This window comes from Pseudopedobacter saltans DSM 12145, assembly GCF_000190735.1.
GTDB lineage: Bacteria > Bacteroidota > Bacteroidia > Sphingobacteriales > Sphingobacteriaceae > Pseudopedobacter > Pseudopedobacter saltans.
Genome location: NC_015177.1, coordinates 2,153,514 through 2,166,467, shown reverse-complemented (window position 1 = coordinate 2,166,467; position 12,954 = coordinate 2,153,514). Strand labels below are relative to the sequence as shown.

Sequence of the window (12,954 nt, the reverse complement as noted above, 5' to 3'; positions counted from 1 at the left end):
TTCAAACTTATTAGTGCTTAAAAAACTTTTAGGAACCGGTTTTTATTTCTAAGATGGTACTAGATTATTTGCAAGTGAGTATTGTAATGACTTAACAGGGGATCGTTAGGGCTCAAATCAGTAACTAAATAATCTATAGCATTCAATTGGCACACACGAAGTTTTTGTGAAGAGTTTAACTTCTCCGCAATACAAATAATAACGGTTTTTACTGCCGATTTTAGCATAGCTTTTTTAATTTGTACTACTTCCCAGTCTGAATCTGTTAAACCATCTTCTATAGAAATACTATTTGCTCCCTGAATACAGAGATCAACCTTTATATCTGAAAGCTGACTAATTGTTAGCGATCCGGTGTTGATATGTGCACTTTTAGACAATTGTCCGCCCAATAAAATAACATTAATAGAAGGTTTTTCTGCTAATTCCAACGCAACCAACGGGCTTATGGTGAAAATTGTACATTTAAGTGTATCCGGAAGCATTCTGGCTAATTCAATCATTGTCGTGCCTCCGCTAACCAATAAAATCATATCGTTTTTAATTAAGCGTAGGGCTTTTCTGGCGATTTCTTTTTTTGAATCTTTTGCGTATGTGTTATTCTCCTGAAACGGATACTGAAAAGATTTCGAAAGTGCGCCACCATGTACTTTTAAAATCTTTCCCGCTTCGGCAAGTTCATTCAGGTCTCTTCTGATTGTGTCTTCAGATACATTTAGTTGTACGCTTAAATCTGACGATAGAACCTTGTTGTGAAGATTAATCTGTCTGATGATGTAATTCTGGCGTTCTTCCTTTAACATAAACGGTATTTTGGGTTAATCTTTAATCAATAACGTCAGCGAGATTTATCTTTAACTGATATAATCTCTATCTTCTTCACTTAAGGTGTGTTTGTTTTCGCTAAAGTTGGCACTTTCCTCATTGTTATTGTTTATTTCCAGAGGAATTTGCCTGGGTTCATTTTTACTTTTTGGTCTGCCAAGTATCAATCCAATAATGAAACCTGCGAAAGTTAGTGAAAGCATCATTATAAGCTTAGACACATATAATTCTTTCCATAAAACTTTAAAAAGAACCTCGTCCTGATTTTGCATTAAGATCACTGTGACGAGTACGGTCACTACGATAATAAATATTGTCTTAAAACTCATCCTTAATAGTTGAAGGTTAAACCTATTTCGAATATCGCATTTTTTGATGTATTTTTTTGTGCTGGAATGATAAATCTTGTATCTAATGCGAAATTTGGGAGGTAATATCGCAATAAATTCATGTCCGCACCAAATGAAAGTCCATAACTTTTAAAAGCTTTGTCTGCGTTGAAGTTTTCAAAGTCTGAAAAGAGGCCGCCTCTTAGCCTTTTGATATAAGCGATTGGACCTAGCTCCCAGTCGGGATAAGCGATTGGAAGCTTATAATCTAGCAACATCGTGTTTTCAAGTTTTGCAATGGGAGAGAAGTGGCTATACCCTCTGGCTCTGGGTATACTTGTGTTATAAACAAAGGTTCCTGAGGAATGTTGTTGGCTGTATCGCAATTGAAAGCTATGATTGGTGTACATTCCCGGAAGAAAGATTGCTGATTTTAGATAAATGAATTCGCCATTCACTTTATTATCGAAAGGGTAATTTTGATAATTCGCCAAAATGCTGATACCAAATTTAGGGGCCAAATCTCTAGCTGCTTTAGTGGTACTGTAAGAAAGGGAAAGTTGATACTGCATAGGAAATAACAATGTTTTTTTGTAACCTATAAGTCTTATAGAAGGATCTGATTTTTGGATATAACTAGTACCTATTCGTAATCCGGTTGAAAAACCTTTATTGAGCCAGTTTTTGAAAAATGGTACATATACTTCGAAATTTGTTCTGCTTTCTCGCCATGTAAACGGAACGGGTTTGTATCCTCCCTGTACAGGGAGTCTGGCATAGGAAAGATTTTCTTCATTTGTATAATCCACAGAAAATATGGGGTAATATTTTTTGTAGCTGATTTTAGAGAAAAATTCATTAGAGCCGATGCTTGAGTTGTAAGCATAACCTATAGAAGAAGAAAGGGTATTGAGCTTGTTGTCGGAAACCAGATTAAAGCCTATGCGGGCATCATTGTCCAGATTCTCTGCAATTGGAGTTAAGCTATGGAAATAGAAAAGATGTGCAAGCTCTGAATATTTTTTTATCGGATAAGTCTTGTATTGGATATTCTCGAATACGTTTTGAGTGTTTTCCTGTGTTTTAAGCCGATCTAAAAAGATAGGGTTGTATTGGGTTGTGTCTGGTGCTGAAATTTCTTTATAAGGCTTTAAAATAGCTTTTACGATGTTGTAACCATCTGCCTGGTAATCGTTAAATAAAATCTCGTCTTCCGAGTTTACTAAACTTGCATTTGTAGCCCCAAATTCAGAATTGCTGATTTGATATTTTTTTTTCTTCTCCAGATCGAAATAAAAGATATTCTCTACACCGGTATAATGAGCTTTGTATAAAATTCCATTTAGTGCAAAAATCGGGCGGGAAATAAGTTGCCTTTCTTCTTCGAATAATTTTGTCCAAAGCTGTTTGTCTTTGTCATAAATTAAAATTGTTTTACCCTTTTCGTTTACACCCGTTACAACAACTTTTTTCCCATCCTTGCTATAGCTTGGAGTTTGCAGTATATATCCTTCAAATTTTGGAAAAGCTCGCTCGGTGATTTTCTGATCGAGACTAATTTCTTTAAGGTTAAAATCTCCGGAATCGTCAACACTTACAAAAGCTATATTTTTCCCGTCTTTAGAGAGAGCGGGAGAGAAGCTTTTGCTCCTTTTTGTTAGTGTTGAGTGTTTCTTAGTGTGTAAATTATATATATTGATCTCGTTGTATGTTCTTTTGCCGTAACGTTCATCCTGCCGATATTCATCCCACGTGATTTTACCGTTTGCATAAGAAAAATTATTCTCTAACTGAGGGCCAATGCTTGTTATTTTTTGCTCTATATTGTCATGTAATATTCCAATATGATTAGGTTCTGAAAGAGATGTTTTTAAAAATAAGATACTGTCTTTGCTTATTTCTAGAGGGAGTAAATAGTTGCTCGGTTGTCTTAAAGATACAGGATTTAGAGGGTTATATTTTTGGGGTATTCTTTTATGTTTTTCTACAGTCCAAACTGAATCCAAATACTGCATGGTTTGGGTGTAAAGTTGAGTAGTAGTGTATGCTCCGTTTCGCTTTAAAGAGCGACTAAAGTTGTATGGTCTTAAAGGGAATTTTCCTATTCTTGAAAGTGTGCTGTTAAGAATGTCTTTTCCATAATCATATCTCAACTTGGCAGTCATATAGTATCCCAGGGTGTAGTAATTGGGCGTGATATTTTTTAATGAGCCCAGGTAGTTTTTTGAGTAGGAATATTTTCTGTTGGAAAGAAGGTTGGTTCTCAAACTTTGATCAAAAATTGGTTGTCTTCCCCTTCCTGCTTCAGTCAATAATGTCTCGGTGATTGTGGCATCCCCTTCGAAAAACCAAGCCGGTAAATTGACTCCAAAAAGAGCAAGTTTCAGTTCTTCAAAAAGAGGAGCTCCTAGATTTGGAACCAACTTGTCATATTGAACTACGTGTCTGAGTTCGTGTATAACCAAACTACTTAGCCAGTCTTGAAAGTCGAACTCCTGTGATGGGATAGTGTATAATTCCATTCTCCTTGGAGCCATCTGCACAAAGCCGTTAGCTTCGGTGGTTTGTATCTGTAAAATGATACTAATGGGGCGAGGGGAGTGACCTAAACTTTTGCTGACATCTTTGATTGCATGTTCTAATACATTGGCTACTTTTTGTGCTTGTTCAGTTGCATCCTGAGGAAAGATGATTTGATAACCTGGTTGTGTTATTTGCTTGAACTTTACACTAGGGTGGTTTTGGCTTCCATTGAAAAACTGCGCAAAAACATTATGTGAAGTTGTTGTTGATATAATTAGTAATAAGTAACTGATTTTTAATGATATTATTATTTTATAAAGATGCATTATTTTGTTTAGCTAAAAATATTAGTAATTTAAGTTTTTGGGTTGGTTTTTTTGTTGAATTTATACTTTATTTTCTTTTTTTAGTACACTGATTATTAGGTTATTATTTGTTTTGTTTTTTTTATGATTTCTTGATGTTTTTTTTGTTTTAATGACGTTTATTGTGCTCTTTAGTGTCGTTTTTCTAATTGCAATATAGTCTTTTTATTTTGGAAAGTATATTACACTTAGTGAAGCGTATTTCTTGATTTTTTTTAATTGAAATTGGCGTTTTGTATACTCTTTCAATTCTAATGAATGTTAGGTTCGCATGATCTCCGACAAAATAATTTTAGAATTTAGACGCCTTTTTTTTATGTGTTTAGCTATCCTTCGTGTGATTATTTTAGAATATTTTAAGTGATTATTTTTGAGTTTTTAAAAGTTCTTAGTGTAAAATTTGTATTGTGTTTTATGAAATTAAATCTTGTGATGTCCGTAGCGATGACCAGTTGTATTAAGTCCTAATCTATTGTAGAGACTATTTTGATTTGTGCTGTTAGTTTTAAATAAGTGTCGAATGATTCGGGCGTCTTTTTAGCTTTATCGGAGAGGTGTTTTTCTAAGGAGTTTTATCTAAAGATTTGGCTGGGTTGAATTGATGTTTGTCGTTGGGAATGTTCTGCTTTTCTTTTTTTTATTCAAATAGATCACTCGAAGATCTTCTGAATACGCAGGCTGTTCAGGTAGCTAATTACTAGTTTGAATAGTTCGCTTCTTATGAGAATAGATAACGAAGAGTAGCCTTGATTATTACGATGAACCGGTATTGGCTGGGCCTATATATGTGCTATATTTGCCTTGCGTTTATAGCTGATAAATGAGTTAAAAAGAGATAGTGAAATGTCTCTAGGGAACAGAAGAAATACGCTATTAGGCTACTACTGTACCGGGATGTTTTTTAAGGATTTATTTGCCGTTTTGTATACCTGGTTTTTATTATGGGATACATAAATACAGAAGTCAAAATAATAATCGCTCCGATATAAAATCCGCTTGTCATGGCTTCGCTCTGGCCGAATATAATTAATGCTAAGATGATAGAATAAATAGGTTCCAGATTAGTTACTAATGCGACTTTAAAAGCGCTAAGTTCTTTCATTACATGTACACCTAATACGTATGCAAAGGAGGTACAAATGGTGCTTAGAATTAATAAATAAATAATGTCCTTAGTGTTTGGGATTATTTCATTATTAAAACCGCGAGTGATGATAAGATAAACTGATATCCAGAAAAAGGCACCTAACATTTCGTAAAATGTAATGACCGGAGCGCTGTTGTTTTTGATTAACTTGGAGTTAATTATGGAAAAAATACTGGCGCAAAACGCGCTTGAAATCCCCATTATAATTCCGGTTTTATATTGTGTTTCGAACTTAAAAATGGTGTAAATTCCGAAAATTATTAAAATTCCGACCAAAATTTCCATGAAAGAAATGGATTTGGCTTTAAATAAAGGCTCCAGGATGGCTGTAAATAAAGTTAGGGAAGAAAGGCATACAATTCCAACGGATACCGTAGAAGCCTTAATAGACCCGAAAAATAGAATCCAGTGTAATCCGACAATTCCACCCGTCGCAAAAATCTTTAAAAAGCTTTGGCGGGAAACTTTAAAGTTTACCTTTTTTATCTTGAAGTAAATGTACAGAGAGAGTGCTGCAAGCAAGACCCGGTACCAAACCAAATGGGTTTCTCCGATGGAGATTAGTGCGCCAAGAATAGCTGTAAATCCCCAGATCATTACCGTGAAATGTAAGATCAGATCGTTGCTTATTTTCAATTTCATGATGTAAAATTAGGGTAAACCCCTTGTAATAAATTAATCCTATTGAAATTGATACATTAGGTCATGAGTGAGGTATTAAGGCTAATGATCAAAGAGTAAAGAGCGTAGACTGAAAAAGATCAACGGAGCTACGGTAGCTATTACAAATATACGCCAGGGCCAATCAACCAACAAGCTATTTAGGTGCTTTAATAGCGAGATAAACGCCCAATGCGCCAAATAACATATTTGGAATCAATACCGCTATAATTGGAGGTAAACCACCCTTTAAAGCAAATACATTCGCAAACTGGATAAATAAGATGTAAACAAAGCTTAATAGTATACCTAAACCTAATGGTAAACCAACACCGCCTCTAACCTTTCTGGAAGATAAAGCTACTCCGATTAAGGTGAGAACATAGGTTGAAAAAGGATAAGTCCAGCGTTTATATTTTTCTAATTCCAAATTCACCATAACACCTGAACCTCTGATTTTTTCTTTCTCGATTTTTTCATTTAGTTCCCAAAAATTCATTGCAGAATATATATTATCCCTGATATCGAAGTCAATAGGTTTCATGTCAAGAGTGGTATCTTTCACCGTTCCATTTTCCATTTTCTCCTTCAACCCGTCAACATATCTGATCGTATAGTTTTCAATTTTCCATTTGTGGCTCACTGAATCCCAGGATATCCTGTCGGCCATTAATTTCTCTTTAAGATCCTTTTTATCAAATTTTTCGAGAGAAAATTTATAGCCGGAATTCCTAAGATTATCAAAGGATTCCATATATATATACGTGTTGGAATCCAATTGTAAGTGGACGTTGTTTCTTGAAGTATCTTTGATTTTTGTATAAGTATTCTCGAAATTGATCATCAATCTATTGGTCTCGGGTATTACGAAAAGATTGAAACCTATGTTGAAGATGAAAATGACTGTAGCCGCTACAAAATATGGTCTTAAAAATCTGTTGAAACTGGCTCCGCTGGTTAAAATGGGAACAATTTCAGTTTGATCGGCCATTTTTGCAGTGAAAAAAATAACTGAAATAAAATTAATTAGCGGATTTAGAAAATTCAGGTAAAATGGAATAAATCCTGCATAATATTCAAACACCACCTGACTGAATGTGGCCCGGCTTTTCAAAAAGTCATCCAGTTTTTCCGATATATCAAAAACAACAGAAATTAACGTGAAGATGGCCATTGTAAATACAAATGTACCAAGGTATTTCCTTATGATATACCAATCAATCAGTTTGATGTATTTGTCTAGAAATTTCATTAAAGCCTTTGTCCCAGAACTTTGACCATTTTATTTTTCCACTCGTAAAATTCTCCAGATATAATTTTTTCTCTGGCTTCTTTTACTAACCAAAGATAAAAATGTAAGTTATGTAATGAAGCAATTTGTGCTCCTAAAATTTCTTTAGAATGTATCAGATGCCTCAAATATGCTTTAGAGTATACTAAATCAGAATACAAATCACTGTCCGGATCTATTGGAGAGAAGTCATCCTTCCACTTTTCGTTTTTGATATTGATAATGCCATTTCTGGTGAATAACATTCCATTTCGGGCATTTCTGGTAGGCATAACACAATCGAACATATCAATTCCCAAAGCTATATTTTCGAGAATATTTATTGGAGTACCTACACCCATCAAATATCTCGGCTTTTCGGTAGGTAAGATCTCACAAACCACTTCAGTCATGGCATACATTTCTTCTGCAGGCTCGCCTACAGACAATCCGCCAATAGCATTTCCTTCTCTGTTTTGTTCTGCAATGAATTCCGCCGATTTTTTTCTTAAATATTTATATACAGAGCCCTGTACGATAGGGAATAAGGTTTGAGAATATCCGTATTTTGGTTTAGTAGAATCAAATCTGTCTATACATCTTTTTAGCCATCTGTGTGTCATGTCCAGTGATTTTCTGGCATAATTATAATCACATGGGTAGGGCGTACACTCGTCAAAAGCCATTATAATATCGGCTCCAATCGTTCGCTGGATATCCATTACGTTTTCCGGCGTAAAAAGATGCTTAGAGCCGTCTATATGTGATTTAAAAGTCACACCTTCTTCCTTGATTTTTCTTACTTCCGTTAGAGAATAAACCTGATAACCACCGCTATCTGTTAGGATTGGCTTTTCCCAGCCATTGAATTTATGAAGACCACCTGCTTTTTTAATGACATCCAGTCCTGGTCTCAGGTAAAGGTGATAAGTGTTACCTAAAATAATCTGGGCTTTGATATCGTCTCTAAGTTCTCTCTGGTGGACAGCTTTTACAGTTCCGGCTGTGCCAACAGGCATGAAAATAGGTGTTTGTATCGTTCCGTGATCTGTTTCTATTTCACCGGCTCTTGCTTTCGAAAATTTATCCTGTGCAGATAGTTTAAACTTCATCAAATTCAATATAAGGAGCGCAAAAATAGTAAAATTTACTGCACAAACAGTTAAGGTGACCTTCCTTTCTTTGTAAAGAAACCTTTGGAACTTCTATAGAACTGGTTTTGGTATGGTAATGGATAATATTAGAGAAATATCTAAAACTATGAAAAAAGATGAGAAAAAAGTAAAGCAGCCAGAGCAAAAGCAGACTCAACAACCAGGTAAAGAGTATTTAATGAATCCTGAACCAGAATACAAGGTAAGGGACTCTAAAGATTTTTTTAAAGGAAAAACGGTGTTGATAACAGGTGGAGACAGCGGTATCGGCAGAGCAATATCCGTAGCTTTTGCTCATGAAGGAGCTAATATTGCTATTGCTTATTTGAATGAACATGAAGATGCGAAAAGAACAAAAGAGTTGGTCGAAAAAGAAGGTTCTCTGTGTTTGGTTATACCGGGAGACGTGGGAATGGAAAAGCATTGTCAGGAGATCGTTGAAAAAACGGTTGAAAAGTTTGGGACCGTTGATATATTAATTAATAATGCGGCTTTGCAATTTCCGCAGAAAGAAATTACCGATATTTCTGCTGAACAATTGAAAAGAACTTTTGACGTAAATATCTTCTCCCAGTTTTATATGGTCAGTGCAGCGCTGAAATATTTGAAAAAAGGTTCAAGTATTATTAATACCGCGTCGGTGACAGCTTACAGAGGCAGTCCTGAACTTTTAGATTACTCGGCAACCAAGGGAGCAATAGTTGCGTTCACGCGCTCATTGTCTATGTCTCTGATGAAAAAAGGTATTCGGGTAAATGCTGTGGCGCCGGGCCCTATCTGGACACCGTTGATTCCCGCGACATTTGATAAAGAAAAGGTATCCAAATTTGGCTCTGATTCTCCTATGGGTCGGGTAGGGCAGCCAAACGAGGTAGCTTCATGCTACGTTTTTCTTGCGTCGCAAGGAGCATCATATATTTCCGGTCAGGTATTGCATCCTAACGGAGGAGAAAGTGTAAATACATAATTTTAATTGCCCTTAATTTAGATATTCGTTTAGTTTTTTAAATCCGTTAAGGGTTTTTTGCTTCATCTTCCCACTCCTTAATAAAGGAAATTGATTGAGTTAATTGTATCTTTTTATTTCGATTTTTGACGTATGTTGTGTTTTTTAAGCTACTAAAATTTGTTTTTTGGTTTAAATTGAGAAATTTGCAAGCTTAAAATAAAACTTAATTGGAAGCATATTTAGAATACTCTTTACTTGCCTTTTTACTTCTATTTTTTCTGATTCAGCTTTACTATCTTTTGATAGTTCAAAGAAAGCTTAATTTATATGTTCCGGAACAGGAAAAGATAAATCACGACTTTAAAGTTTCAGTTGTGATTTGCGCTAGAAACGAATCTAAAAATCTGCAAGAAAACCTGCCTTTGATTTTTCAGCAAAGGGGGATCGATTTTGAAGTTGTAGTAGTTAATGATTGTTCTTTTGATAATTCTGAGGAGGTTCTTCGTGATTTTAAAGCGCAGTATGCTAATCTAAAAGTTGTTACTAAAGAGGAACATGCTTTATATAAGACAGGTAAAAAGTTTGCAATGACTTTAGGGATTAAAGCTGCTTCAAATGAAATATTGGTTTTTACCGATGCGGATTGTAAACCAGTATCTGAAGAATGGCTATCCACTATGTGCTCAAGTTATAGAAATCCAGATACGGAAATTGTATTGGGTTATTCTCCGTACGAAAAGAAAAAGGGATTACTGAACTGGCTGATACGTTATGAAACATTTCAAACTGCCTTGAATTACTTCTCTTTTGCACTTAACGGAATGCCATATATGGGAGTTGGACGTAATCTTTCTTATAAAAAGTCCCTTTTTTTTAAGAATAAAGGCTTTGCTTCTCATATGCATATTCCTTCCGGTGATGATGACTTGTTTGTTAATCAAAACGCTAGTAGTTATAATACTGCAATAGAAATCCGAGAGCAGTCTCATATTTATAGTGCACCAAAAACCACCTGGAAAAGCTATTGGATACAAAAGATCAGACATTTTGGTGCCGGTACAGCATATAAAAAGGCACATAAATTTCAATTGAGTTTACAAGGAACATCGGCCATAGGTTTTTATATATTTTTAGTTGTATGTTTGAGTTTTAAGATACAGTGGCCTTACGTATTGGGGATTTTCTTTATAAGATTTTTATTGCAAACTTTAGTTTATAAAAAATCTTTAACTATTTTACGTTGCAAAGATCTGGTTTGGAGTTTGTTGTTTTTAGATTTATTTTATTATCTGTTTTTAATGTTTATTAGCTTTAGACGACTTTTCAGGAAAAAAGTATCATGGAAATAAATCCTAATTTTTCAGAAAACGCTCGAAATGACTATAACCTTGTTCAAAGTGCAAGAAGTGGAAATCAAAGGGCTTATGCAGAATTAATGCATCGCTATAAGGATTCTATCTACTTTATGGTTTTGAAAATGGTAAATAATAAAGATGATGCGATGGATTTAACGGTTTCGACCTTTGCCAAAGCATTCGAAAACCTGGATAAATACAAAGCCGACTTTGCGTTTAGTACCTGGTTATTTCGTATTGCCACAAATGGGAGTATCGATTTTATCAGAAAAAAGAGAATTGTAACTACATCAATAGATAGTGTGCTGAATGACGAGGGTGAGGAATATATGTTCTCGATTCAAAGCAACGACATGAACCCTGAAGAGTCTTCTATTAAAAAGCAACAAGGTGAACTATTGAAAGATATAGTAAACAGATTGCCGGACAGGTATCGCACATTGGTTGTGTTAAGATATTTCGATGAACTATCATATGAAGAGATAGCAGAACAGCTGATGCTTCCTTTAGGTACTGTGAAAGCGCAACTTTTCAGGGCAAGAGATCTCTTGTCTAACATTTTAAATAAGCAAAAAAAGACCGGAAATGAGTTCTGAGATTATATACAAATATTTCCCAAAATTAAATAGTAAGCAAAAGGAACAGATTGATAAGTTGTTTGATTTGTATTTTCTATGGAATTCGCAAATTAATGTCATCAGCAGAAAAGATATAGACCTGTTATATGAAAGGCATATACTGCACTCTTTGGCTATTGCCAAGGTATGTGAATTTAAACCAGGACAATCCGTGTTGGACGTGGGGACGGGGGGAGGGTTTCCGGGAATCCCTTTAGCTATATTATTTCCCGAAACAAAATTCCACCTGGTAGATTCTATAGGGAAAAAGATAAAGGTTGTAAGCGAGGTTGCCAAAGGGATCGGTTTGAAAAATTTGAAAGCAACTCATAGCAGAGCTGAACAAATCGATGAGAAGTTTGATTTTGTTGTTTCCAGAGCTGTTACACAGCTTAAGGATTTTTATCCTTGGATTAGAGATAAGTTTAAAAAGGATTCTATATCCAGCTTGAAAAATGGAGTGTTATATTTAAAAGGCGGAGATTTAGAACAAGAGCTGAAAGAATCTAAGCTGAAAAATATTGCTTTGTATCCTTTGAAAGATCTTTTTGAAGAAGAGTTTTTCGAGACTAAATATGTAGTTTATGTACCTGTGCAGTAGTGCAGGTACCTGAAAATACCAATAATAACCAATTATAAACCATATGTTTTACGAAATTGCATTAGGCCTGACCAAGGGTCTGGGTAATCTTACTATTCGACATCTCCTTAATCATATTGAAAGTGCAGAAGCCATATTCAAATCTTCAAAAACTGATCTGGAAGCTATTCTCGGAACAAAATCTAAGATTATAAGTGCAATACTTGAAAAAGAATCTTTTGCAAGGGCAGAGGAAGAACTTGCATTTGTAGAAAAATATAAAATAAAACCACTTTTTATTACAGATAAGGAATATCCGAAGCGTTTGATCAATTGCGCAGATGCCCCGGTACTATTGTTTTTTAAAGGAAATGCTGACTTAAATAAACAGAAGGTTGTTTCTGTTGTTGGAACGCGAAACGGAACCACTTATGGTAAGCAATTTTGTGATGAACTTATTTCAAATTTGAAGGCTCAAAACGTAATGATTGTTAGTGGCCTGGCATATGGTATTGATGTTTTTGCGCATAGAGCTGCATTGCATAATGACATTACAACAATAGGGGTGTTAGGACACGGGTTAGATCTGATTTATCCCGCAGCGCATAGAAATGTAGCTGAACAGATGCTTTCTGATGGAGGTCTGTTGACAGAATATTATCCTAAATCATTTGTTGACAGGGGAAACTTTCCAAAAAGAAATAGAATAATTGCTGGCATGGCTGATGCTGTAATTGTAGTTGAGGCAACAAAAACTGGCGGAGCATTAATTACCGCTGAAATAGCTAACTCTTATAATAAAGATGTATTTGCTGTTCCCGGGCGTTTAGACGACGAGTATTCCGAAGGTTGCAACTTTCTGATAAAGACCAATAGAGCGCATTTATTAACTGGTGTAGAAGATTTGGAGTATATCATGGGATGGAAAAAGCAGGAACTTAAAACTGAAAAGCAGCTGAAGCTGATACATGATTTAAATAAAGATGAATTGATTGTGTTTGAAGTTATAAAAGCCCATGATCAGATAGCTATTGATGATCTGCAGGTTAGTTTAAATATGCAGCAGAGTAAATTGGCGGTCGCTTTACTTGGTTTGGAAATGAAGTCGGTTATTGTTTCTTTACCCGGGAAAATTTATAAGGTAAACTAAAAAAGGGAAACGCTAAGTTTCCCTTTTTTT

General features: G+C 35.1%; 11 protein-coding genes. 5 read left to right on the top strand and 6 right to left on the bottom strand.

What is annotated here, in order from left to right; genetic code table 11:
- Positions 1–59: 59 nt before the first annotated feature.
- The 6 genes from PEDSA_RS09230 to tgt form a co-directional block, all read right to left on the bottom strand.
- The gene (locus PEDSA_RS09230) at positions 60–803 is read right to left on the bottom strand and encodes a DeoR/GlpR family DNA-binding transcription regulator (protein WP_013632890.1); all 744 of its coding nucleotides are present in this window, start codon (positions 801–803) and stop codon (positions 60–62) included.
- 51 nt (positions 804–854) lie between these two features.
- Positions 855–1,154, bottom strand: a complete 300-nt coding sequence (locus PEDSA_RS09225; protein WP_013632889.1) for a hypothetical protein — start codon at positions 1,152–1,154, stop codon at positions 855–857.
- A gap of 2 nt (positions 1,155–1,156) precedes the next feature.
- Positions 1,157–4,003, bottom strand: a complete 2,847-nt coding sequence (locus tag PEDSA_RS09220) for a TolB family protein (protein WP_013632888.1) — start codon at positions 4,001–4,003, stop codon at positions 1,157–1,159.
- 940 nt (positions 4,004–4,943) lie between these two features.
- Positions 4,944–5,831: a DMT family transporter gene (locus PEDSA_RS09215; RefSeq protein ID WP_013632887.1), complete on the bottom strand. Its 888-nt coding sequence runs from the start codon at positions 5,829–5,831 to the stop codon at positions 4,944–4,946.
- A 175-nt stretch (positions 5,832–6,006) separates the two neighbouring features.
- Positions 6,007–7,101 (bottom strand): LptF/LptG family permease, encoded by a 1,095-nt coding sequence (locus tag PEDSA_RS09210; protein ID WP_013632886.1) that lies wholly within the window; start codon positions 7,099–7,101, stop codon positions 6,007–6,009.
- Complete coding sequence (tgt, locus tag PEDSA_RS09205; RefSeq protein WP_013632885.1) at positions 7,101–8,231, bottom strand: tRNA guanosine(34) transglycosylase Tgt; 1,131 nt, start codon at positions 8,229–8,231, stop codon at positions 7,101–7,103. The genes PEDSA_RS09210 and tgt overlap by 1 nt, the downstream gene beginning before the upstream one ends.
- A gap of 148 nt (positions 8,232–8,379) precedes the next feature.
- On the opposite strand from tgt, the gene PEDSA_RS09200 reads away from it, so the two are divergent.
- From PEDSA_RS09200 to dprA, 5 genes are all read left to right on the top strand, one after another.
- Complete coding sequence (locus PEDSA_RS09200; protein WP_041537377.1) at positions 8,380–9,240, top strand: SDR family oxidoreductase; 861 nt, start codon at positions 8,380–8,382, stop codon at positions 9,238–9,240.
- Between the two features lie 209 nt (positions 9,241–9,449).
- Complete coding sequence (locus tag PEDSA_RS09195) at positions 9,450–10,571, top strand: glycosyltransferase (RefSeq protein WP_013632883.1); 1,122 nt, start codon at positions 9,450–9,452, stop codon at positions 10,569–10,571.
- Positions 10,562–11,173, top strand: coding sequence for an RNA polymerase sigma factor (locus PEDSA_RS09190; RefSeq protein WP_013632882.1), 612 nt, complete (start codon positions 10,562–10,564; stop codon positions 11,171–11,173). The genes PEDSA_RS09195 and PEDSA_RS09190 overlap by 10 nt, the downstream gene beginning before the upstream one ends.
- On the top strand, positions 11,163–11,795 hold the full coding sequence (gene rsmG, locus PEDSA_RS09185; protein WP_013632881.1) for a 16S rRNA (guanine(527)-N(7))-methyltransferase RsmG: 633 nt from the start codon (positions 11,163–11,165) through the stop codon (positions 11,793–11,795). Before PEDSA_RS09190 ends, rsmG begins: the two co-directional genes overlap by 11 nt.
- A 43-nt stretch (positions 11,796–11,838) precedes the next feature.
- Positions 11,839–12,924, top strand: a complete 1,086-nt coding sequence (gene dprA / locus PEDSA_RS09180) for a DNA-processing protein DprA (RefSeq protein WP_013632880.1) — start codon at positions 11,839–11,841, stop codon at positions 12,922–12,924.
- The last annotated feature ends 30 nt before the right edge of the window (positions 12,925–12,954 follow it).